At 52.7% G+C, this 24,267-nt stretch carries 19 protein-coding genes; 11 read left to right on the forward strand and 8 right to left on the reverse strand.

Annotated elements, in window-relative coordinates:
- Positions 1–125: 125 nt before the first annotated feature.
- Together LPB67_RS07515 and smc are read right to left on the reverse strand one after the other, a co-directional pair.
- Positions 126–1,235, reverse strand: a complete 1,110-nt coding sequence (locus tag LPB67_RS07515; protein ID WP_262836500.1) for a cell division protein ZipA C-terminal FtsZ-binding domain-containing protein — start codon at positions 1,233–1,235, stop codon at positions 126–128.
- Complete coding sequence (gene smc / locus LPB67_RS07520) at positions 1,232–4,756, reverse strand: chromosome segregation protein SMC (RefSeq protein WP_262836501.1); 3,525 nt, start codon at positions 4,754–4,756, stop codon at positions 1,232–1,234. The genes LPB67_RS07515 and smc overlap by 4 nt, the downstream gene beginning before the upstream one ends.
- 328 nt (positions 4,757–5,084) lie before the next feature.
- Here smc and dapC point away from each other — a divergent pair, with 328 nt between their 5' ends.
- The 7 genes from dapC (at position 5,085) to LPB67_RS07555 (ending at position 12,975) form a co-directional block, all read left to right on the forward strand.
- Entirely contained in the window at positions 5,085–6,323 is a 1,239-nt protein-coding gene (gene dapC, locus LPB67_RS07525; protein WP_262836502.1) for a succinyldiaminopimelate transaminase, read from the forward strand.
- Positions 6,324–6,398: 75 nt separating this feature from the next.
- Positions 6,399–7,229 carry a 2,3,4,5-tetrahydropyridine-2,6-dicarboxylate N-succinyltransferase gene (dapD, locus tag LPB67_RS07530; protein WP_262836503.1) on the forward strand — a complete coding sequence of 277 codons (831 nt, stop codon included), beginning with the start codon at positions 6,399–6,401 and terminating at the stop codon, positions 7,227–7,229.
- An 86-nt stretch (positions 7,230–7,315) separates the two neighbouring features.
- Entirely contained in the window at positions 7,316–8,452 is a 1,137-nt protein-coding gene (locus LPB67_RS07535) for a PilT/PilU family type 4a pilus ATPase (RefSeq protein ID WP_262836504.1), read from the forward strand.
- Between the two features lie 8 nt (positions 8,453–8,460).
- Positions 8,461–8,829 carry an ArsC family reductase gene (locus tag LPB67_RS07540; RefSeq protein ID WP_262836505.1) on the forward strand — a complete coding sequence of 123 codons (369 nt, stop codon included), beginning with the start codon at positions 8,461–8,463 and terminating at the stop codon, positions 8,827–8,829.
- A 5-nt stretch (positions 8,830–8,834) separates the two neighbouring features.
- Positions 8,835–9,962 carry a succinyl-diaminopimelate desuccinylase gene (gene dapE / locus LPB67_RS07545; RefSeq protein WP_262836506.1) on the forward strand — a complete coding sequence of 376 codons (1,128 nt, stop codon included), beginning with the start codon at positions 8,835–8,837 and terminating at the stop codon, positions 9,960–9,962.
- Positions 9,959–10,852 carry a 50S ribosomal protein L3 N(5)-glutamine methyltransferase gene (gene prmB, locus LPB67_RS07550; protein ID WP_262836507.1) on the forward strand — a complete coding sequence of 298 codons (894 nt, stop codon included), beginning with the start codon at positions 9,959–9,961 and terminating at the stop codon, positions 10,850–10,852. Before dapE ends, prmB begins: the two co-directional genes overlap by 4 nt.
- Before the next feature lie 131 nt (positions 10,853–10,983).
- A complete protein-coding gene (locus LPB67_RS07555; RefSeq protein WP_262836508.1) occupies positions 10,984–12,975 on the forward strand; it encodes an ATP-binding cassette domain-containing protein in 1,992 nt (663 codons plus the stop codon).
- A 267-nt stretch (positions 12,976–13,242) separates the two neighbouring features.
- On the opposite strand, the gene LPB67_RS07560 is transcribed toward LPB67_RS07555, so the two are convergent.
- A complete protein-coding gene (locus LPB67_RS07560; RefSeq protein ID WP_262836509.1) occupies positions 13,243–13,572 on the reverse strand; it encodes a hypothetical protein in 330 nt (109 codons plus the stop codon).
- Between the two features lie 161 nt (positions 13,573–13,733).
- On the opposite strand from LPB67_RS07560, the gene LPB67_RS07565 reads away from it, so the two are divergent.
- From LPB67_RS07565 to LPB67_RS07575, 3 genes are all read left to right on the forward strand, one after another.
- On the forward strand, positions 13,734–14,360 hold the full coding sequence (locus tag LPB67_RS07565; RefSeq protein WP_262836510.1) for a GNAT family N-acetyltransferase: 627 nt from the start codon (positions 13,734–13,736) through the stop codon (positions 14,358–14,360).
- 48 nt (positions 14,361–14,408) lie between these two features.
- Entirely contained in the window at positions 14,409–14,789 is a 381-nt protein-coding gene (locus LPB67_RS07570) for a tautomerase family protein (RefSeq protein ID WP_262836511.1), read from the forward strand.
- Between the two features lie 82 nt (positions 14,790–14,871).
- On the forward strand, positions 14,872–15,984 hold the full coding sequence (locus LPB67_RS07575; RefSeq protein ID WP_262836512.1) for an NADH:flavin oxidoreductase/NADH oxidase: 1,113 nt from the start codon (positions 14,872–14,874) through the stop codon (positions 15,982–15,984).
- A 158-nt stretch (positions 15,985–16,142) separates the two neighbouring features.
- On the opposite strand, the gene LPB67_RS07580 is transcribed toward LPB67_RS07575, so the two are convergent.
- Positions 16,143–16,847 carry a DNA alkylation repair protein gene (locus tag LPB67_RS07580; RefSeq protein WP_262836513.1) on the reverse strand — a complete coding sequence of 235 codons (705 nt, stop codon included), beginning with the start codon at positions 16,845–16,847 and terminating at the stop codon, positions 16,143–16,145.
- 4 nt (positions 16,848–16,851) lie between these two features.
- On the opposite strand from LPB67_RS07580, the gene LPB67_RS07585 reads away from it, so the two are divergent.
- Positions 16,852–17,061 carry a hypothetical protein gene (locus LPB67_RS07585; RefSeq protein WP_262836514.1) on the forward strand — a complete coding sequence of 70 codons (210 nt, stop codon included), beginning with the start codon at positions 16,852–16,854 and terminating at the stop codon, positions 17,059–17,061.
- 88 nt (positions 17,062–17,149) lie between these two features.
- Here the strand turns inward: LPB67_RS07585 and LPB67_RS07590 are convergent, their stop codons facing one another.
- The 4 genes from LPB67_RS07590 to LPB67_RS07605 form a co-directional block, all read right to left on the reverse strand.
- Positions 17,150–18,043: a DNA ligase gene (locus LPB67_RS07590; protein WP_262836515.1), complete on the reverse strand. Its 894-nt coding sequence runs from the start codon at positions 18,041–18,043 to the stop codon at positions 17,150–17,152.
- 34 nt (positions 18,044–18,077) lie between these two features.
- Entirely contained in the window at positions 18,078–20,756 is a 2,679-nt protein-coding gene (locus LPB67_RS07595; RefSeq protein WP_262836516.1) for a polysaccharide deacetylase family protein, read from the reverse strand.
- Positions 20,757–21,156: 400 nt separating this feature from the next.
- Positions 21,157–23,097 carry an SPFH domain-containing protein gene (locus tag LPB67_RS07600; protein ID WP_262836517.1) on the reverse strand — a complete coding sequence of 647 codons (1,941 nt, stop codon included), beginning with the start codon at positions 23,095–23,097 and terminating at the stop codon, positions 21,157–21,159.
- 150 nt (positions 23,098–23,247) lie between these two features.
- A complete protein-coding gene (locus LPB67_RS07605) occupies positions 23,248–24,204 on the reverse strand; it encodes an SPFH domain-containing protein (RefSeq protein ID WP_262836518.1) in 957 nt (318 codons plus the stop codon).
- Between the last annotated feature and the right edge of the window lie 63 nt (positions 24,205–24,267).

Raw genomic sequence — 24,267 nt, forward strand, 5'->3', positions numbered from 1 at the left:
TGTTGGCAAATTTAGTCTGCTCAGACGTCGCACGAATAAAAGGCAACAAACAGGTGAAGTCGAAGCAAGTGCGCAATCAAGACTAGGGTCTGCTAATCATTAATCAAGGATGCGATTGAATGATCCTAACTAAACAAGCGCTGAGCGCGAGTTGATCCTGCGGCGATATCGGCCTCTGCCATAGCGGCATAAAACTCATTGACCTGCCCGGCAATTTCATCCAATGCGACTTTGGAGATAGGCTGGTTGCCATCGTCAACCACCGTACCGCCAAGGCGTGTCGCCAGCGATTTGGCGCAAGCCGCCATCGCACCGAAACCATCGCGCAAAGGCGCAACGCAAGGGACGTCCAGCAACAAAGTCAAACGTCCAGTCACAGTCTCACTGACGCTGACATTGGTCGAGAGCGTGAATAAATTACCGCCGTCACCATCCGGCATAACCAGGCGACCGTCGGGCCGCACATCAAAGCCCTGTTTTTCCAACGCCGCCAATAAAGTGCTGACGCCCCACGGTGCGCCGTTACTCATCACATTCACACTCAATTGCGCATCGTGTTCGGAAACGAACTGATGCAGTTCACGGGCATTCGACATGACGCGATTCATATCGGGGATATCGGGATGCGCATTTAATCTGTCGGCGATTTCACGCAATTTGGTCACGAATTCGGAATATTCCAATTCATTCAATGGGCCGCCGCGACTCACCATTTGCACCCCGGCAAACAGGCTTGTGTAAATACCGCCATGGGCAATCACATCACGTACGCCATCATGGCTCAGTCCGATGAAATGCACCGGCTTCTTACCGACGTATTTCAGTCCCTGGATTTCCATCAGCAGTTTTTCGCCGCGAACCGGCGCGTCAAATTCCAGCGGAATGATGCAATCGATTAAGTCATCGACGGGCAATTCTTTTTCAGCTACCTCAAACGAGGTAGCTGCAGAAACAGCGCTCGCCATCGATGCCGACGCCTGCTGCCCGAAGTCAGAGTTATTATCGTCCGGAAAATCCGCATCCAGACTTGGCTCATGGCGTGGCGCATCATAGCCATCGTCGCCCAAGCGCGACTCTGCAAGGGCATCCGGATTCATGAGTACATCGTCATGGCCGCTGCCGAATGCCTGATCGACACTTTTCTTTGCTTTATATTCTTGCCATTTATTGTATGCAACGATACCGGCCAAAAAAGCGCCGCCGGCTCCCATTAGAACAATTTGTAGATCTGTCATGCTGCTTGCGCCTCAGATACGAAATGTGCTGCGGACTCCATGTCCACCGCAACGATACGAGAAACCCCCTGCTCTTGCATGGTGACGCCGATTAATTGCTGCGCCATTTCCATCGCAATTTTATTATGGGAGATGAACAAAAACTGTGTATTAGCGGACATACGTTTCACCATATTACAGAAACGTTCCGTGTTGGAATCATCAAGCGGTGCATCGACCTCGTCCAGCAGGCAGAACGGCGCCGGATTCAACTGGAACATCGAGAACACCAATGCCGTTGCGGTCAGTGCTTTTTCACCGCCGGACAACAGGTGGATCGTGGCGTTTTTCTTGCCTGGCGGCTGTGCCATCACCTGCACGCCGGAATCGAGAATTTCATCGCCGGTCATGATCAATTTCGCCTGACCGCCGCCAAATAAAATCGGGAACAGTTCGGCGAAATGGTGATTCACCTTATTGAAAGTATCTTGCAGCAAATCACGTGTTTCTATATCGATCTTATGAATCGCGTCTTGCAAGGTGGTGATCGCCTCATTCAGATCGGCATATTGCGCATCCAGGAAAGTCTTACGCTCGGTTGCCTGCGTCAACTCATCCAGTGCCGCCATGTTCACTGCACCCAGGGCGGCAATCGCATTGGTCAATCGAGTAACTTCGCCTTGCAGATACGAGGGCTTCATATCGTCGTGCAATTTTTGTGCGAGTGCCTGTTCATCGACATCAAAATTACGCAATTGCTCGGTGTATTGCTCCTGATTTAAACGGGCGGCCTGTTCCTTCAACTGCAATTCGACAATGCGATCACGTTGCGGTTGCAGGCTGCGCTCGACTTGCATTTTATTTTCTTCGACCTGACGCAGTTTTTGTGTCAGTTGATCTAGTTCATGGCGCGCATCGGACAAGGCGCGTTCCTGGTCGCTACGCTTTTCCAACAAGGATTGCAAACCGGCCTGTGCGGTCTGGTCATCCATCTCTTCGAGCTCAAGACGGCCTTGCTGCATATTCGCGAATAACTGCGCCGATTGTTCCAATGCGGTGGCGATACTGCGGCGCAATTCTTCCATCTTGTTGCGATGGGATTTTTCGGCGAATGCAGCCTCCTGCGCGGCCAATTCCAGATCGCGCAGACGCAGGCGCGCGTCGCTCAGATGCTGTTCTTTTTCCAGATAATTGGTCTGGCCTTGTTCGTGATTTTCTTGCAGCTCAGCGAGTTCGATATCAAGCATTTCAAACTTTTCTTCGGACTCGATGCGCGCTTGCTGCTGCTCACTTTCCTGCCCGGCAATTTCGGCCAGGTCGTTCATGATCTGGCTGCTGCGCTGATTGAAGCGCTCCTGCACTTCAGACAGCTTCATGAATTCGATTTGCAGGCTATGCACCGCTTGCGTCAGGCTGCTGACCCGCTGGCGTAATTCCTGCAAATTTTGCGATGCCTGGGTATAGGCCGATTCGGCACGTACTGCGCGGGTCTTGGCTTCGTCTGCCAGCAATTGCTGGGCACGGGCTTGCTTCGTAATGTTGTCGATCTCTTGCTGGCGCGCGAGTACGCCATCCTGCTCGGAATCCGCAGCATAAAAGCGTACGCTGGTTTTGCTGATGACATGACCCTGCTTCGTGATGAAGCAGGCACCGGCGGGCAATTTATCGCGGTTCTGGAATGCATTGACGACGTCGTCAGCCGCATACACTTGATGCAACCAATCCTGCATCAGACTGCGCACGCCGGCGTCGTTCAATTGCAGCAGCGCGAATAAGGGCTCCAGCCCCGGTACAGCGTCCGCTGTCGACGCAATCACCTGCGGCGAATACAAGGCAAGCTTGGCTGGCGGCGCGTCGTTGAAGAATGCTTTCGCCCAATCGAGATTCGACATTTCCAAGGCCGAAGTGCGTTCGCGCAATACGGCTTCCAGTGCGGTTTCCCAGCCGGCTTGTATATGGAGTTTTTGCCAGAGTTTGGGCAAACTGCCGAGTTCATGTTTTTCCAGCCAAGGTTGCACTTTGCCCTGGCTCTGGACTTTTTCCTGGAGTTGTTTCAATGCCTGCAGGCGCGCATCCAGTTGCGCCGACGCTGCGGTATCGTGATTCACTTGCTGCTGCGCGGCGCGGCGCTCTTCTTCCAGTAAAGGCAGGCGCTCTTGCGCCTCTTCCAATTGCATCGAGGCTTCTTCAAGAAGCTGCTTTTTCTCTTCAAGTTGCAGCGAAAGATTCTCAAGATGTGCATTATCCGGCATGGCCAGACCCTGCTTTTCCTGCTGCAGACGTTCTTTGCGGGTTGCCAGCGTATTCAGGATATTGGCAGCATTGCGCTGATGCGCTGATTCGAGTTCGATCTGCTGTTGCAACTGCATGATCTTGGCACGCGACTCGGTGGTTTTGAGTTGCGCTTCACGCCAGACCTGCTCTAATGCGGGGATTTTGTCGTTCTGCTGCTGCGCGATTTCTTGCGCTTGCTCTGAGCGTTCATTGAGCTCCTCAACATGGATTTCGGCTTCGGCCAGATCATCCTGGAATTGTTGCCCCTGACGCTGCCATTGGTCACGCTGCGCGGTCAAAGAATTGAGCTGGCTTTGCAAACGGCTACGCGACTCAATCACAAACTTGATTTGCGCTTCCAGGCTACCGATTTCCGCATTGGTTTGATACAGATGTCCTTGCGCCTGATGCATCTTGTCGCCAACCGCGTAATGGGCCTGGCGCATTTGTTCCAGCTCCAATTCCACATGACGCAGCTTGGCGGTTTGTTCTTCCAGATCGAGCTGAGTTTTTTCTATTTCGGCAAAATGGCGCGCCTGCTCATTCGCGGCTTCATTTTTGCGTAACAACCACAGCAGTTTTTGTTTTTCTTCCTGATCGCCTTGCAACTCATTATATTTATTCGCGACAATCGCCTGCGCTTCGAGTTTTTCCAGATTGGCATTCAGTTCGCGCAAGATATCTTCTACGCGAACCAGATTTTCATGGGTATCGTGAATCCGGTTTTCGGTTTCGCGGCGGCGCTCTTTGTAGCGCGACACACCCGCAGCCTCTTCGAGGAAAATCCGCAATTCTTCCGGCCGCGCTTCGATAATCCGTGAAATCATGCCCTGGCCGATAATCGCGTAAGCGCGAGGGCCGAGGCCGGTGCCCATGAAAATATCCTGGATATCGCGGCGGCGTACCGGCTGACCGTTGATGTAATAGGTGGAAGTGCCGTCGCGCGTCAGGGTCCGCTTGACTGCGATCTCGGTATATTGGCTCCACTGACCGGCGGCTTTCCCCAGGCTATTGTCGAATACCAGCTCAACCGAGGAGCGCCCCGCGGGTTTGCGATGCGTAGAGCCGTTAAAAATAACGTCCTGCATCGATTCGCCACGCAGTTCCGAGGCCTTGGATTCACCCAAAACCCAGCGCACCGCATCAATAATGTTGGATTTTCCGCAACCGTTGGGGCCGACCACCCCCACCAGTTGCCCTGGAACCTGAAAGTTAGTCGGATCAACAAAAGATTTGAATCCCGACAATTTAATGGAAGTTAAACGCACGTTATAAAATTTTGTTATCTTTTATGTTCAAATTCCGCCTCAAGAAACGACCAAACCATGACAAAGTCGTCTGCATTTCTATAAGCACCCGGTCCTAACTGTTCATCATAACATTTTGAAGGCGTCGAAATCCGTTTTTGCTGCCGCATTCCATGACTGTTACTGTGCCGCAAGGCTGCGCTGAGCGCTATAATACGTGGCTTAGATAGATGGCTTTAATGTGCGACTTTAATGCATTCCTGAGTTGCATCCCAGTTCGCATTCGCTTTACATGATGCTATGAGCCGCATTCTTCAACCGCAGTTCCACAATTAATCGTGAATTTCCAGTGAATCCTTTCCTGCAAAAACTTCAGCCCTACCCGTTTGAAAAGTTAAAACGCCTGTTTGCGGATATCAAGCCTAATCCCGCTTACAAGGCAATCAGCCTGGGTATCGGCGAACCTAAGCATCCGACACCGGCGTTTATCCGTCAGGCAGTCACAGATCACCTGGATGGTCTGAGTGCCTATCCGTCCACTGCGGGTTCGGATGCATTGCGACTCTCGATTGCGCACTGGCTGGCACGTCGCTATGACATACCTGCCTTGGATCCGGCGAGCCAGATTTTGCCAGTGAACGGTTCGCGCGAAGCCCTGTTCGCCCTGGCGCAGACCGTCATCGACCCTGGCGCCAGCCAGCACGGCCAAGCTATCGTCCTGTGTCCGAATCCGTTTTACCAGATTTATGAAGGCGCCGCCTATCTGGCCGGTGCAGAACCTTATTTTGCGAATGCCGATCCGGCACGCAATTTCGCTCCCGATTACAAAAACATTCCCGACCAGATCTGGCAACGCGTCCAACTGCTGTACATCTGTTCGCCAGGCAATCCGACCGGTGCCGTGCTGACGCTGGACGACTGGAAAGAATTATTTGATCTGTCCGACAAATACGGCTTTGTGATTGCGGCAGATGAATGCTATTCCGAAATCTACTTCAAGCCGGAAGCGCCGCTAGGCAGCCTGCAAGCCGCCCGCGCCTTTGACCGCAACGATTATCGCCGCCTGATCACATTATCGAGCCTGTCGAAACGCTCGAATGTGCCGGGCATGCGCTCCGGCTTTGTCGCGGGCGATGCCGAGATCATTAAAAACTTCCTGCTGTACCGTACTTATCACGGTAGCGCCATGAGCCCGAGCATCCAGTCAGCGTCTATCCTGGCCTGGAATGACGAAGTCCATGTGCAGGAAAATCGTGAGCAATACCGTCAAAAATTTGCGCAAGTCACGCCGCTTTTACAAGAGGTCCTGGATGTGAATTTGCCCGATGCCGCCTTTTACCTATGGGCTAAGGTCGATAAATTAATTGCAATTTCCGACACCGACTTCGCCAAGCGCCTTTACCAAGAATATAATGTGACAGTCTTGCCTGGCAGCTATCTGGCACGCGCTGCCCATGGCATCAATCCGGGGCAAAACCGTATCCGCATGGCACTGGTTGCCGAAGTCGAAGAATGCATGGAAGCGGCGCAACGCATCGTCGCCTTCACCAGGAAACTCGCCGCTGAATCGTCACTGACGCAATCATGACAGTCGCGAATATAAAGCGTAAAGCGGGCAGCACATCATTCACTTAACCATTTTCTTCAAACCGACTGAACTAACATGAGCCAACAATTACAGCAAATCATCGATCAAGCCTGGGAAGACCGCGCCAGCTTTTCACCCAAGTCGGCCCCTGCCGAATTGCGCGACGCCGTTGCCCATGTATTGGCGCAACTCGATTCCGGCGCCCTGCGCGTGGCAGAAAAAATCAGCGTGGGTAACTGGCAAGTCAATCAATGGATTAAAAAAGCGGTCTTGCTGTCTTTCCGCCTGGAAGACAATATCGTGATGCCGTCCGGCGATCACATGCAGTTTTACGACAAAGTACCGACTAAATTTGCCAATTACACGCAAGATGATTTCGTCAAAGGCGGCTTCCGCGTGGTACCGCCGGCAGTGGCGCGGCGCGGCAGCTTCATCGCCAAAAACGTGGTCCTGATGCCCTCGTATGTCAATATCGGCGCGTATGTTGACGAAGGCGCGATGGTCGACACCTGGGCAACCGTGGGTTCCTGCGCCCAGATCGGCAAGAACGTGCATCTGTCCGGCGGCGTTGGTATCGGCGGCGTTCTGGAACCGATGCAAGCGAATCCGACCATCATTGAAGACAACTGCTTCATCGGTGCCCGCTCTGAAGTCGTCGAAGGCGTGATCGTTGAAGAAAACTCCGTAATCTCCATGGGCGTGTATATCGGCCAATCGACCAAAATCTACGATCGCGCCACAGGTGAAGTCACCTATGGTCGCATTCCTGCCGGTTCTGTTGTAGTCTCTGGCAATCTGCCTTCTGCGGATGGCAAATATAGCCTGTATTGCGCAGTGATCGTGAAGCGTGTCGACGCGCAGACACGCTCAAAAACCAGCATCAACGAATTACTGCGCGGCGCTTAAACTGTGGCTTCGGTGCGGGGTATCGTATTCCCTGCATCCTAGTTTTATTTTGAATGATCATTTTCGTTTTTGAATAGGGGCATACCATGGCAATGGAACGCTTATTCCAGTTGATGAAAGAAAAACAGGCTTCCGACATGTTTTTCGCCATGAACTCACCCATCCATCTGAAGATCAATGGCAACCTGCTGCCCATCAATCAGCAGAAAATGGATCAGGCGAATATCTTGTCATTGCTGAGCGAAGTGGTCGCTCCCGAGCACATGCAGCAACTCGAACGTGAGAATGAACTGAATATCGGTATCGGCGCGCCGGGGATTGGCCGCTTCCGCTTATCGGCGTTCCGTCAGCGCGGATCGGTATCGGCCGTATTGCGTTTTGTGCCGGGCAATATTCCTGCTCTGGATACCCTGCATTTACCGCCTGTGCTGTCCGATCTGATTATGGAAAAACGCGGATTGATCCTGGTAGTCGGTGCCACCGGCTCCGGCAAATCGACCACCATCGCCTCCATGCTCGATCATCGCAATGAACTCAGAACCGGCCACATCCTGACGCTCGAAGACCCGATTGAATACCTGTTCCGCAGCAAAAAGTCGATAGTGAATCAACGCGAAATCGGTACCGATTCTGACAGCCTGAAAACCGCGTTGAAAAATTCCTTGCGTCAGGCACCGGATTGTATTCTGATCGGCGAGATCCGCGATCTGGAAACCATGCTGGCAGCGATCGCCTATGCGCAATCCGGCCACCTGGTATTAGCGACGCTGCATGCGAATAATAGTTATCAGGCGCTGAACCGGATTATCAGCTTCTTCCCGATGGAAAATCGCAATGCGCTGCTACTGGATTTGTCTTCATCGATCCGTGCGATTATTTCGCAACGCTTGATCCGCTCTATCGATGGCGGTCGCTGCCCTGCGGTCGAAATCATGCTCAATACCCGCTATGTCGCAGAGCTGATCGAGCAAGGCGATATTTTCCAGATCAAGGAAGCGATCGAAAAGAGTTTGTCTCCCGGTTCACAAACCTTCGAACGTGCCTTGATGCATTTGATTAAAGAAGGCTTGATCAGCCAGGAAGAAGGCTTAGCGAATGCGGACTCCGCGAATAATCTGTTGTGGCTCCTGAATAATGAGCTGGATCAGACGCAGTCCGCACCAGAACCTGAACCGGAGAAAAAGGAAGAAGCCTCTTTCACCGAATTCACCCTGAATATGTAAAGAGAAGAATGCATTCACTCGTTTTATATGGCATCCCGAATTGCGATACCGTCAAAAAAGCCCGCACCTGGTTGCAAGAACAAGGGATCGCTTTCACCTTCCATGATTTCAAAAAAAATGGTCTGGATCGCCAGACCATCCAGACCTGGCTGCGGCACACGGATCTGGACATCCTGATCAATCGCAAAGGCACGACCTGGCGCGCGCTGACGGATCAGCAAAAAAACTCTGTCAGCGATGTGGATGCCGCCATAGAATTGATGATCGCCTCGCCATCGGTGATCAAACGCCCCGTTTTGCAGATGCAAATAGAGTCAGCCGCACCACATATCGAAGTCGGATTTTCGGCTCAACAATACCAACCTCTTTTCAAGTAATCGCCATGAGCAAAACACTTGCGCTGACAGAAAAACTGATCGCGCTCTCTTCCGTTACCCCGGAAGATAAAGGCTGCCAGGATGAATTAATCGCCCGCCTCAGTCCACTCGGTTTTACCTGCGAAACCATACAGTCCGGTGAAGTGACGAATCTGTGGGCACGCCGCGGCACGGCACAGCCTTTGCTGGTGTTTGCCGGGCATACCGACGTTGTCCCTACCGGCCCGGTCGATCAATGGCAATCGCTGCCGTTCACGCCGACGCACCGGGACGGCAAGCTATACGGTCGCGGTGCAGCGGATATGAAAACCTCGATCGCCGCATTTGTGGTGGCCTGCGAAGAATTTATCGCTGCCCATCCCGATCACAAAGGCTCAATCGGCTTCCTGATCACCAGCGATGAAGAAGGCCCGGCCACCGACGGCACCGTGGTGGTCTGCGAACAACTCAAAGCACGCGGCGAACAACTCGATTACTGCATCGTTGGCGAACCGACTTCGGTTGATCAACTCGGCGACACCATCAAAAACGGTCGCCGCGGCACCATGTCAGGCAAGCTGACGGTCAAAGGTGTGCAAGGTCACATCGCGTATCCGCAACTCGCCAAGAATCCCATCCACTTAGCTGCACCTGCATTGGCAGAACTGGTGGCCGAAGTCTGGGATGAGGGCAACGAATACTACCTGCCGACTTCCTGGCAAATCTCGAATATCCATGCAGGCACTGGCGCATCGAATGTGATCCCCGGCTCGATTGTGATCGATTTCAATTTCCGTTTTTCTACAGCCAGTACGGCCGAGGGTCTACAGCAGCGTGTACATGCAATCCTCGATAAAAACGGCATGGATTACGACTTGAAGTGGACTATCGGCGGTCACCCCTTCCTCACGCCGAAAGGCGAATTAAGCGACGCCCTCGGCGCCGCGATCAAATCGGAAACCGGCGTCATCACAGAATTATCGACCACCGGCGGCACTTCGGACGGTCGCTTCATCGCCAAGATCTGTCCGCAAGTCGTCGAATTCGGCCCGCCGAATGCCAGCATCCACAAGATTGATGAACACATCGAAGTGCGTTTCATCGACCCACTCAAAAATATCTACCGCCGCACCTTGGAAAATCTGCTGACATGAGCAACCTGCCCGCCTCCATCTTCCTGACCATGCGCGACTTGTTGCGCCATGCCGTCACCCGCTTCAACACCGAAAAACTATTCTTCGGCCACGGCAGCGCCAACGCACTCGACGAGGCAGCATATTTATTACTGCATACGCTGAAACTACCGCTGGATAAAATCGATCCGTTTTTGGATGCGCGCCTGTTACCGCATGAAATCGAAGCAGTTCTGGCCGTCATCGAACGTCGCGCCACGGATCGCGTACCGGCGTCCTACATCACCAATGAAGCCTGGCTCGGCACCTACAATTTCTACGTCGATGAGCGCGTGATTGTGCCGCGTTCGTTTATCGCCGAACTGATCCCGGAGCATTTTTCGCCCTGGGTTCAGGATCCGGATGCGATCACGAATATCCTTGAATTGTGCACAGGCTCCGGCTGTCTGCCTATCATGCTGGCAGATGCCTTCCCCGATGCGCAGGTTGATGCGGTGGATATCTCGAAGGATGCGCTGGCGGTCGCACAGCGCAATGTCGACACCTATGAATTGCAGGATCGCATTACCCTGATCGAATCCGATCTCTACACCAATGTGCCGGATAAAAAATACGACCTGATCATTACCAATCCACCGTATGTGAATTCCGGCTCGATGTGCAAGCTGCCGCAAGAATATCGGCACGAGCCGCAAATTGCTTTGGCGGGCGGCGAAGACGGTATGGATCTGGTGCGTAAAATCGTTGCCGGTGCCGCTCAGCGATTGACCAAAAACGGCATCCTGATGGTAGAAATCGGTAACGAGCGCGCCTTTGCAGAACAGGCATTTGGCGATCTGGGGCTGACCTGGCTCACCACCAGCGCCGGCGATGACATGGTGTTTTTACTCCATGCCGATCAGCTTATTTAAGTTAAATTATGTAGCACACCGTAAACAGATACTGAGTACCAGTATCAACCAGCAGCAACCGAAGCCGCACAACCCATGTGCGGCTTATGCATTTTTAAACAGATACTCCCCATTTTTTAAGTTAGTACACAATGATACGTCTTCAACAAGTCATCCTGGCGCGCGGCACCAAGCCTTTATTCGATAGCGTCGATGTCACGCTCAATCCCGGCGACAAGATAGGCTTGATCGGCTCCAACGGCGCGGGCAAATCCAGCCTGTTTGCGATGCTGCGCGGCGAATTGCATCCCGATCAGGGCAGCATAGAATTCCCGGCCAAATGGCAACTCGCCCACGTCGCCCAAGAGACTCCGCCACTGGAGCGCAGCGCGATTGATTATGCCATTGATGGCGACACCACCCTGCGCAAACTCGAAGCCCAGTTAGCCGAACTCGAAGCCCAACCCGACACCCCGGAAAACGGTCTCGCGATCGGCGAGATGTACGGCGCACTGGCCGATGCCGACGCCTACACCGTGCGCTCACGCGGCGAGCAATTATTGATCGGCCTCGGCTTCACGCTGGCGCAGATGGAGCAATCCGTCGCCAGCTTCTCCGGCGGCTGGCGCATGCGCCTGAATCTGGCACAGGCGCTGATGTGCAAATCCGACTTGCTGCTGCTCGACGAACCGACCAATCATCTGGATCTGGATGCGATCATCTGGCTGGAAGACTGGCTCAAGCGTTACACCGGCACCCTGCTGATCATCTCGCATGACCGCGACTTCCTCGACGGCGTGGTCAATGTCGTTGTGCATATCGACGAGCGCAAACTCAAACGCTATTCGGGCAACTACTCCGCATTCGAGCGTCAGCGCGCCGCCCAATTGATCCTGGCGCAAGGCACCATACTCAAACAGAATCGCAAGCGCGCCCACCTGCAATCCTTCATTGACCGCTTCGCCGCCAAGGCCTCCAAAGCCAAGCAGGCGCAAAGCCGGATCAAAGCGCTGGAGAAAATGGAAGAACTCGCACCATTGCGCGAGGCGGCGGAATTCTCGTTTGAATTTCGCGAACCGCTCAGCGCACCGAACCCGATGCTGGTCATGGAAGACGTCAATTGCGGCTACCGCGTTGAGTCCAAAACCGATCACAGCTTTACCGAAAAAACCATCGTCTCCGACGTCAAGTTCTCACTGCAAATCGGCCAGCGTATCGGCCTGCTCGGCGTCAATGGCGCCGGTAAATCTACCCTCATCAAAACCATCGTCGGCGATATCGCACCGCTGTCCGGCACCATGCAAACCGGCAAGGGCTTGTCGATCGGCTACTTCGCCCAGCATCAGGTCGAAATGTTGCGTCACGACGAATCGCCGCTGTGGCATCTGGCGCACATCGCGCCGAATGTCCGCGAGCAGGAATTGCGCAACTTCCTCGGCGGCTTCAACTTCCCGGGCACCATGGTCACCAGCCCGATCGCGCCGTTCTCCGGCGGCGAAAAAGCCCGCCTCGCCTTAGCCATGATCGTCTGGCAACGCCCTAACCTGCTGCTGCTCGATGAACCGACCAACCATCTAGACCTGGAAACCCGCGAAGCACTGACCGAAGCGTTAGCCCAGTTCGAAGGCACACTGGTCGTGGTCTCGCATGACCGCCACCTACTGCGCGCCACCACGGATCAATTCATCATCGTCGCCGACGGTGAACTATTGCCATTCGACGGCGATCTGGACGATTACAAAGACTGGCTGTTCAAAAACAAACTCGCCAAAGAATCCGCCCCCGCCTTGCCAGCCAAGACCAAGGAAAAACAGGACGCTTTGCCACAAGCCAAACCAGTACCGGTCGCCGAGCAAATCGACGATAAAGAGAAAAAGCGCCGCGACGCCGAGCAAAGACAAAAACTCGCCGCACAACGCAAACCGATCGAATCCAAGATCAAGCGCCTAGAAGAACAAATGGCCAAGCTCAACACCAAGAAGCAAGATATCGCAGCCCAACTTGAAGGCGGCGACATCTACAACGATGCGAATAAAGAGAAACTGAAAAGCCTCTTGCTGGATCAGGCGTATCTGGTTAAAGAACTGGAGCAAACCGAAGCCGACTGGCTGGAACAGCAAGAGTTTTTAGAGGCGGTGTCGTAAGAAATTAGTTATAGCATTTCTGGATGGACCTGACATTATCTGTCGGGTCCATCTAGCCAAAGCAAGCATAACAAACGTAGGTGCGATTAGCGCAGCGTAATCGCACGCATGTTAATCTTCACCAGGCACCTCCGTCGGTAAGAATACACACACTATTTGGACATAAGTCAGGTGCTCGCTCAAGTGATTGGAGTATTCAACATTTGTACGATTACGCTACGCTAATCGTACCTACGCGGGCTATTCACGTCCCGGTCGAATGCAATGTTATGTTTTCCCGCGCCATTTCACAATTGATGCAAAAACAATTGAAAGAAAGATACCCCAGATCGCGCTTGTTATTAAAGCTGGAATCACTATGCCTTCAATTCCGTCCCAAGTAAAAAAGCGTCCTGGCATCGTCAAAATATTGGCAATCGGCAGAGCAGCAACCGCAAGAAATTGATCCACAATTGTCCATTTTTCTTTATCTTTGAAACCTAATCCAAACGCCACATACATACACGGACCGAGAAAAAAGAATGCAGTAAATAGCGCATGTCCAAATGCATACTTTGCAACCGTTTTAATCGGTGGGAGCAGAATTTTAGGAAACATAACTTGTTTTAATGTGCAAAATGTTAAATTAACAGAACGTTAAAATAGAAGCAATTAAAACTCCATCTTTGAATACCCTTATCCGGTAAGGTATTTCTAGCTGCATTGATTATCTTCACCGTTTAACAGCAAGCGTACGATTTTGAAGAAATGCAATCAACTTGAGTGCATTAAAACGGACTCTATTCCAATTCGATCATACTACGTCGCCTCTGCGCGACAACAGCACATCCGGCAATTTTAAAACCATCACCATGCCAGTCATCATCAAACCCGCTACCATCACGGACGCCGACGTCGTGCTTGATTTTGAATTACAGAATCGCGCCTACTTCGAGCAATGGGTACATAGTCGTACCGATGCCTTTTACGATCCTGCCAAGGTGCGGGCCTCCTTGCAGGCCGCCGAGACCGAGCGCGAGCAGGATAAATCGTATCAATACCTGATCTGGACGACGGCATCAGGCATCGGTCAAGCGCAATTAATCGGCAGGATTAATCTCACCAACATCGTCCGTCCGCATTACAACAAAGCGGCCCTCGGTTATCGCATGGCACAACATGCGACCGGCAAGGGGCAGGCGAGTGAGGCGGTCAAGCTGATCGTGCAAGAAGCCTTCGGCGCGCTGCAACTATGGCGTATCGAGGCGCTCGTCCGGCCGTCGAATATGGGTTCGGCGAAGGTGCTGGAAAAAAATGGATTTACCGTCTTTGGCCGATCACGTCGCAGCGTTGAGTTACACGGCGAATGGCACGATCTTTTGCACTTCGAGCGACACGCCGAATAATCGATTAAGCTATCACGTTCCATTAATCCCGCATTCAAAGGAACGAGCATGCCCTTAGTCACCCTGACTGTTCGCAAACCTAAAACCAGTGACTTCAAATCCGCCGTGCTGGATGCAGTGCATGCGGCATTAGTTGCTTCCGGCGTACCTGGCATCGATAAATTTCAACGGGTATTCGAGCTTGATGCCGACGATTTTCGATTCGACCCGCACTATCCCGATCTCAGCGCGGCACGCACCGACGATTTCGTCTTGATTGAAATCCTCTGGTCAGTCGGTCGCAGCGTGAAGGTCAAGAAAAAACTGTTGGAAGACTTGATGCAAAAGCTCACGCTGGCAGGACTCGATCCGGAAAACGTGATGGTCTGTTTTAAAGAAACGACTTGGGAGAACTGGTCCTTTGGCGGTGGCCGCCTGATTCACACCTGATCACTGCTTCATCTTGGTCTCATCAATTTTTTGATCAACTAAAAAAATCATCTGCGTTAGCTACCACGGAAAGCCCCTTTTTATGAGCGCCCTTTTTACCCCGATCTCCATCGGCAAATTCGAATTAAAAAATCGCATCGTCATCGCACCGATGTGCCAATACTCAGCCAATGAAGGACAGGCCAGCGACTGGCATATGTTCCATCTGGGCAGCCTCGCCCTTTCTGGCGCAGGCATGCTGATTATCGAAGCGACCGCGGTGGAACCTGAGGGACGGATCACTGCCGCAGATTTAGGCCTATGGTCAGACGCCACAGAAGCTGCACTGGCCCGCGTCCTGACGGCATTGCGTACCTATTCTGCGATGCCGGTTGCAATTCAACTGGCGCACGCAGGTCGTAAGGCATCCAGCCAGGCACCGTGGGATGGCGGACAACTGATCCCGGTTGAGCAAGGTGGCTGGCATACATCGTCGGCATCGGCATTGCCGCACGGCGAGCATGAAGCAGCGCCGGTTGCGCTGGATCAAGCCGGCCTGAAGCGGGTGCGCGAGGCTTTCGTGGCAGCGGCATTACGCAGCCACCGGCTCGGTATCGATATGATTGAAATCCATGCTGCACACGGCTATCTGCTGCATCAGTTTTTATCGCCCATTGCAAATCAGCGTACCGATAACTACGGCGGCACGTTAGAAAACCGCCTGCGTTTTCCCCTGGAGGTATTCGACGCCATGCGCGCCTCAGTACCGGCCGACAAACCTGTCGGCGTGCGCATCTCGGCCAGCGATTGGGTCGAAGGAGGCTGGGATATCGAACAAAGTATCGTTTTCGTTAAAGCCTTGGAAGAACGCGGCTGCGCTTTTATCCACGTCTCTAGCGGCGGCATCTCGCCACGCCAGCAAATTCCGGTGGCTCCAGGCTATCAGGTGGGCTTTGCAGAGCAGATCCGGCGGCATACCAAGATGCCGGTCATTGCCGTCGGCATGATCACAGAGCCAGAACACGCAGAATCGATTATCGCCAACGGCCAAGCCGACATGGTCGCCCTCGCCCGAGGCATACTCTACAATCCACACTGGCCTTGGCATGCCGCCGCCAAACTAGGCGGCACAGTGGACGCACCGCGCCAATACTGGCGCTCGCAGCCGCGTGAATTGAAAGCCTTGTTTGGTGCGACGTCGATTGGGCAGCGTTAAGCTCATTCCAGAGAATCCTCTTTTCGCTGGAGAGGATTATTTCAATCTCAGATTGAATCCGCAATCTGGATGCGGCTTTCAGCGGCATTTCACGCCGGAAGCCGCATCAATACTGCGGATTCTATTTTTCGCCTTGAAGATGGCAACGTCAACGCAGCTCAGAGTTTATGTAAATTCTTGCTCGCCTCACGCATGCTCAATCCAGATAGGCGTTCCTGGTGAGCCTGTAAAAACTCGCGGATAAAATCAGGATCATGCCAGGCATAATCGCGTAAGGCCCAGCCGATGGCCTTGCGGATAAAAAATTCTTTTTCATCGGCGCAGCTTAATGTATAGCGTCTGAGCCGGTCGGTGTCCGTTGCGTCGCGCCAGCCCAGTTGATGCAGCAAAGCGATGCGTCTCACCCAAAAATCAGGATGCAGAATTGCCGCATCCATCAACTCTTGCACTAGTCGGTCTGAGCTTGCCTGCGTCCGTAACACATCGCCAGTCACCCCGGCCAAACCGTCTACGGTATCCCACCATGATTTAGCTTGCACCAGAGTCAATAGCTGCGCAATCGTACCGGCTGGTGCAGCCGCTGCCAGGACAGGAATATATTTCGCCAGCAGATCAATCGCTACATATTGATATTCACGCTCGGGCAAAGACCAGAGCTGAGCGGCAATCTCCAAGAGCTGCGCGGCTGCTTGCGGCTGGAGCGCGCGAATCAAGGGCATGACAGCCTTGCGACGCATCGGCGCAGCAATGCCTAGATAATCGAAGCGATCCTTCATATAGGCGCGCATGCCGATGGCGCGTTGCGGATCAGCGAGCGGCATCAAAGCTTGCTGAAAATCGGCGATGATATTTTTCTGCTTCATCCTAATGACCATTTCTACCATCCAATCCGCAATACTGGTGCGCCTTAGCGAGCAAAAAGTGCCTGGAAGCCGCATGAACATTGCGCAATCAATTTTGGCAATTTCTAACAACCCCATATTCGAGCGCATCGCGTTGTTGCAAAGCCTCGCAATACCGACGATGAGCTATCATTTCGTCACTCCTGCGAAGGCAGGAGCCCAGGGGGTTCGCTGATCCAGCAACGCCGCTGGATTCCTGCTAAAAGCGGGCAGGAATGACGCGCTTTACGGCTAGCTCTATTTTTTTCTCGCTTATTTTTCGCTTACTCACCTGGTCTGCTGCGCAAGAAGCTCGCAAACTTCGGCAAACCCGTCGAGGTCAGATCGCGATAGCGATAAGTGACGGTACTGCCGATCGCCGGGGGATCGCGTCGCTGTGCATCGCTCAACCCTGTTCCGAGGCGAAAGCGCTGTCCATCCGGGGTTTGCACGACTAAGGCACCGAGCATGCCCTGGTATTTTCCCTGCCCGGCTTCGTGGGCAACAACGACCGCTTCCGCATCGAGTTGCGGTTTCAGCTTAAGCAATAATTCGGATCGCCCGGTCTGCCAGCTGGCGTCAGCCCGATGCAACATCAAGCCCTCGCCGCCATCGCTGACGACTTGCGCCAGTTGTTGCTTGAGGCTCGCTTTATCTGTGACACGCGCTTGCGGCAATACCTGCAACCATGCCACATTCGCTTTTGCCACGCTGGCTTGCAAGCTGGCGATACGTTGTGAGAAATCGCCTTCGCCATTCGGCAATTCGTAAAGCTGGTAGGTAATGGTCTTCCACTCGGCATCGTCCGGCTCTTGCCTGCGCACCGCAGCGGATACCTGATCGAAGCGGCGACGCCCCATCCACAATTCGCCATCCAGCGCATGCCCGGGTAATGCCGCCGTGAACCAGATTGGCGCGTGGATCAACTTGCCGCTGCGAAAGCGCAATTGCTGACCATCCCAATAGGCACGCACGCCGTCCAGTTTTTCACTGACCAGATAGCGCGTGACGTCAAACTTGTCCGTATAGTTTTGTGCCAATAACAAAGGCGGAGCGGCAATCCCGCCTTGAGCACTCGCAGGCTGCATGGCATAGGCAAACATAACCGAATGCAATACGCCGCTCAGCAATAACACGGCGACCATTTTTCGCAATGGCGGGAGTTGGGACGTCTTCATTCAGGAATCCAATCGAAGTAAGGTCTTAATGCGCTTAATTCAGTTTTTTCAATGCCTCTTTTACCGTCGCTGAACTGGGGCTATTCGGTGCCAGTTGCAAGAAATTGTTATACGCAACTTTTGCTTTGTCGTTCTCGTTCAGCCGAACGCGGGCATCGCCCAGATTCAAATATGCAACCGCTCTGGAGGGATCGATCTGTAGCGTATTCTCAAACCAGCGGGCGGCTTCTGCATATTTCTCTTGTTTGAAATAGACAAAGCCGAGATTGTTGGCAGCGAGGCCAAAGTCGGGGCGATATTTCAGCGCCTCGGTGAAGGCCGCTTCCGCCTGTGCGTATTGCTTCTCGCGATAATGTTGCAAGCCCAGATCGTTTGCCCGCTGCGCCAACTGGCGTGATGAAGCGTCAACAGGTTTCGGTGCCGCGATTTTTTGTTCGCCGCCATTCAAGTTCTTGATGACGATCGCGGCGTCGCTACCCGCTTTGATGCGCGCGCCATCCAGCTTGCTATTGAGTGCAATCGCATCGGCTGATAGCTGATCGGTTTTTGCATTCAAGAATTCTGCTTCGCTACGCACTTCAAATACAAACTCACCGCCCTCCGATCCCGGCAAACTACCGAATGCAGGCGTCTGCTGCGAGACGCTGGACACAGCGGGCGCGATGTAGGCCGCCAGTTCGGTCGCGGTAATCATGCCGTCGCCATTCAGATCCGCCTTGCCCGATAAGGCTTGCAGCAAGGTCCAGGTAAATACCGAGTGTCCGTTCGGCCCTCCGTCTGCGACCAGTTGATCGGCACCACCGGCTGTCAACATCTGGCGGCCGAGCCGTTTGGCATTCTCACGCAAGAACGAGCTACTGCCGCTACCGCGCGTCAATCCCAGCCCGCTGTAACAGGCATCCATCACAAACAACACATGCTTGGCATTCAGGTTCTCGGCGATATTCTGCAAATCCGTCATCGGTATCGCATCGACTGAGACTTGTTCAGGATCCGAATCGACGGGAATGATATATCCGAGATTACGTCCTGAACTCAGTTTGCGCGTGGCGCCGTGTCCGGCAAAAAACACGAAGGCGCGATCGTCTTTCTTCAACTGGCCATGTCCTAGCTTGTCGTGGAATACCGCCAGAATATTATTCCTGGTGGCATCGGCATTGGTCAGCGTGATCACCTTATCAGCAGCAAAACCAAGACGATTCACCAGCGTATCGCGGATGGCATTGGCGTCCTGTACTGCGTACTGGAGCTTCGGCCATTTGGCATAATCGTTAATGCCGATCACCACCGCCCAACTGTTTTGATAGTCAGTCGTGACATTGAGTTTTTCGAGCGGGGCTTTACTATCTTTACCGACTTTGAATTCATTGCCATCCCAGCCGGCAAAACGGTAACCGTCCGCAATCAAGCGGTCCAATACCAAAGGCAGGGCCTTGACGGTACGCTCGTGGATATCATGGAACAGGATAATGCCGCGCTGCTCTTTATCGACGCTTGCCAGCACACGATTCGCAATCGAATTCGGCACCGGATCGGCCCAATCCAGGGAATCGATATTCCACATCACCGAGCGCAAGCCGAGACTCGATAAAACCTCCATGCCTTCTTTATTTTTTGCGCCATAAGGGAAGCGAAATAAAGACGAGCGTGCAGGATCAATCGCTTTTAAGAGTTGATCCGTTTGCGCGATCTCGGCATGCAAGCTGTCGCCGTTTTGTTTGGACAGCAAGGCATGGCTAAAACTGTGATTCGCCAAGGCATGTCCCGCTGCCAGTAATTTTTTGCTGGTATCGGCATTTTTATTCAGTTTTTCTTTGCCTTGTGCATCGATGGTGCCGACATTGCGTCCGACCTGAAAAAATACGCCAGGCACATTGTATTGCTTGAGGATGGCAGCGATTTCATCAGTGTAAGTCGCATGCGGGCCATCGTCGAAAGTCAGCACGACTGTCTTGGCCGGTAAGCCGGTACCGAAAATTTCTTTTTCTTTTGCGGTGGTTCCTGCGGTTTCTGGAATCTCTGGGTAAGGCAAAATCACGCCATAATCTTTGAGGATTTGCTCACGCGGATACAGCTTACGCAACTTAGTGAGATAGTCATCCCAACGCTCACGCTTGAGTTCAATCGAACGCGATTCAAAACGGGAGAAGATATCCTTGAGTTCCTTATCGTATTCTTTTTCAATCTCGCTCAAAGCAACAAGATCCTCGCTGACCCGCTTATGCAGCTTAATCGCTGGCAAGGTCTGTTCGCTGGCAATCGCCTTTTGCAGTTTAAGCAAAACCTCCTGAAACGCCAGACGGTCGGCGTCGTACAAGCCTTCGCCGGATTCGATAAAACTCAACATCGCGTCGAACGCTGCCTCGCGGTCTGCGGTTTTATATGCCTGTACTGTCTTCAGGTAAGTATCGAGCTTTTCCAGTCGCACCAGGTTCTCATGAAATAGGGCTTGGCCTATGCGATTCGCAGCGGCCTTCTCTTTTGCATTCAGGCTTTTTTCATCGGCCAGCAATACGATGACTTTGCGATGCGCGGCCAGGATATCGCTGAACTCTTGGGGTAATGCGCCGGCAGGCTTCGCGACTTCAAGCGCGTTGCCTGCGTTTTCCACTGATTTTTTGGGAGTTGATTGAGTAACAAAATAAGCGGTAATTGCCAGTACTAACGCGACCAGAACTGCGGCAAGGGCAACGAGAATTCGACGAGATTTCATCATGGAGGTATTTGGCTTTGGGAATTTTGTATCTTAAGTCAAATTGCATCATGCATGAAAAAAAACGTGTCGATTTGGCATGCGATGTATTGAGTTCAGTGAATCGGATTATTCAATTGATCACCGCATCAGTCATTGCAGCCGCCCTCACCCTGCCCTCTCCCGCTTGCGGGAGAGGGTTTATTTACTCGTTTATTTATGCATTATTAGCGATCTCAATAGCCAGCGATCAATCTAGGAATAAACTCCCTTCTCCCGCAAGCGGGAGAAGGGCTGGGGATGAGGCCGATTGAAAAAGAATATGCTATTCATCAAACTATCCTTGCGGCTTATCTGCCATTTAGCTGACTCAAGCTATCTTTGCATCAGTTACACCAAGCAGATAAAACACAAGAAGATTTCAAGAAGCAATCACGACTTCTTTTTTCTCGCTTTTGTTCAGCAAGTCCTTTGCCGCCAGAGCCAGGAATGCATCGACCGCCGAGGCACTGCCGCTGCCCCCGGTTTGTATGCTGGGCACCATCGCGATATGACCTTTTTCTATCGCCTCGGCAAAACGCAGCAAGACCGTTTGCTGGAATTGCAGTTCCGGGCCGCCATAAGCCTCAACATTCAGCCGTGTGGCTTTTGCCTGGGCTTCGCCGACCTGTTGCAATTGATAGGCTTCAGCATTCGCCAGCGTGCGTTTGGCATCGGCTGCACCGGATGCCGCCTGACGTACTTCCTCGGCAGATTTAATCGCTTTTTGTACGGCTGCACTACCTTGATTCTCGGCGATCTTCACGGCGAGTTCCGATTCGGTAATCGCGGTCTGTTGTTTTGCTTTGGCTTCAGCCTCGCGTAAGATACGTTCTTGCACCGCCGCGGTCTCCTTGGTTTTATAGGTTTCCAGTTGTTCTCTGGAGACCTGGCGTTCACGCAATTGTTTCAGGATGACTTCAATTTGCGTGTCGCCGTTTTTTGCCCTTGGGGTACCGATCAAGACTTCATTCAAGGTCAGGTTATAGCCTTCGAAATTCTTGCGCATTTCGGCTTTGGCGCGCTCCTGAATATCCGACCGTTCTTGCAATAACTCGATCAGGGTTTTGCCCTGGCCGATGTTTTTAAAATACGCGGCCACCATAGGATCGAGCGTTTGTTCAACCAGTTTCTGGATATCGCCAAAACGCTGGATCACCAGCGGTGCCATTTTGTAGTCGATGTTCACGACCACCGACAAAGGCAGGTCAGGCTCGAATGCATCCTTGGTAATCAGGGACACTTCGCTCAGATGTTTATCGAGTTCGTGCGAACCTACGGCACCGGATTGCCATTTCAAAATGAAGTTGGTGGTCGGCACATCAATCACGCGTTTGGCATACGGATTCAAGGCATATTTACCGGGTAACAGAGGTGTGACTTGCACGCCTTTTTCATCGCTGCCGACCAGTTCGCCATGACGATAGGCATCACCAGTGACATCATTCCCCGCCTTACCTGTATACGACACGACCACGCCGACATAACCGACCGGAACCACGCGTTTCTCGACGATTTCGTAGGTCGCAAAACGTGCGTTCAGGTAGTAGGTTCCTTCAACCAGCACCTGCAATTGACGGCCTTTATAACCGCCGGACTCAATAAACACTTCCGGATTCTGGAAATCATGATGGTAGCTGTTGCTTTCATGCGGATCGGCACCGACGACCGGCGCGACGATGGTACCTTCGGGCAAAGACTGGCCTTCATGCGTGGTGATCACGGCGAGCTTATCGTCACGAATCACCAGGGGCTGAAAACCATTGCGGGTGCGCAGTTCGCCCAGCATCTCGGCCAACTGCCCGACCACCTCGCCATCGGTACTGACATTGCCGTCGCCAGGCAGTGGCAAGGCATAGACCTTGTCCGTCGTCAGCACCACAAATTGTGCAAGATTGATGGCGTAAGTACCTTCACGCAGGATTTTTCTTTGCAGGCCCTTTTGGCCGTCATGGGTCAGAAAGCCGCGTACATCGGTGAAGTCATTCGCGGTTTTATTGCATGCCAGGTTCTGTGTCGGCGCCATCGCCTGGCCGTCACGGGCAAACACATACGCCAGCGTGCCCTGTTGTATCGTCACCAGATCATGGCGGTGAATCGCATACTGGAATGGAAAGAACACATGAAAACCACCGCGCAATACTTCAGGCTGAAAACCAGCTTCGCCATTGAGCGCAATAAAGCCATGCTGCAGCGAACCGGAGGCGGACCATTTCTTTTCGACGATACCAATTTTTTCATTCGAGATATACACCAGCACATTGCTGGTATAGAGCAACAGAATCGTAATGACTACGATGATTGCTAAAATAATTTCAAACATGAGAATGTCTCTTTCAAGTTAATTCCGATGATTCGGACATGCAGCAGCTTGGCTGGCACTTTGTGAATACCGACCTTACCGCTTTGTTGGGATATGGGTTTTTGCTACAGTCAGCGGGAGCCTGTCACACTCCGCGTCGCTAGCAGAACATCAGGAAGGTCGTCGTGGCACTGGCGCTTCGCTGGCGATGAACTTTTGGGATTTGACTACTTGCATTGCGGTCGCAATCAGGCCGCTCATATCGCCGAGATTGGCGGGGACGATAATGGAGTTATTGGTCTTCGCTAAATTCGCAAAAGCGCTGACGTATTGCTCCGCGACCTTCAAATTGACCGCATCAGCACCGCCAGGCGACTGGATCGCCGCTGCGGTTTTACGAATCGCTTCCGAACTTGCCTCTGCGATGGCGAGAATCGCAGCCGCCTGACCTTGGGCGCGGTTGATAGACGCCTGTTTTTCACCTTCGGATTTCGCAATCGAGGCTTCGCGCTCACCGGTCGCAATATTGATCTGCTCTTGCTTGCGGCCTTCGGACGCAGCAATCAGGGCACGTTTTTCCCGCTCGGCGGTGATCTGCGCCTGCATCGCATGCAAGATCTCTTTCGGTGGGGTCAGATCCTTGATTTCATAACGCAGAACTTTGACGCCCCAGTTGGCGGCGGATTCATCAATCGCATTGACGATCGTGGTATTGATGTGGTCGCGCTCTTCAAACGTTTTATCGAGTTCCATCTTGCCGATCACAGAACGTAAAGTGGTTTGTGCCAATTGCGTGATCGCGGCAATGTAGTTCGACGAACCGTACGAAGCGCGCATCGCATCCGTGATCTGAAAGTACAAAATACCGTCGACCTGCAACTGCGTATTGTCTTTGGTAATACAGACTTGCGGCGGTACGTCGAGTGGGATTTCTTTTAACACGTGTTTGTAGGCAATGCGGTCAATGAAGGGCACCACAATATTCAAGCCCGGTCCGAGAGTCGCGTGATATTTACCAAGCCGCTCGACTACCCAGGCATGCTGTTGCGGTACGACATTGATGGTTTTGACGACGAATACGATCGCCAGAACGAATAGCACCAGAGCGACACTTCCTATATTTTCCATATACTTACCTTTATTGTTTTTAAGTGATGATGCGTCTTTTAAAGTCGTAACTTCAGCCAACTT

The sequence above is a fragment of the Undibacterium sp. Jales W-56 genome, from assembly GCF_025548535.1.
Taxonomy (GTDB): Bacteria; Pseudomonadota; Gammaproteobacteria; order Burkholderiales; family Burkholderiaceae_D; genus Undibacterium.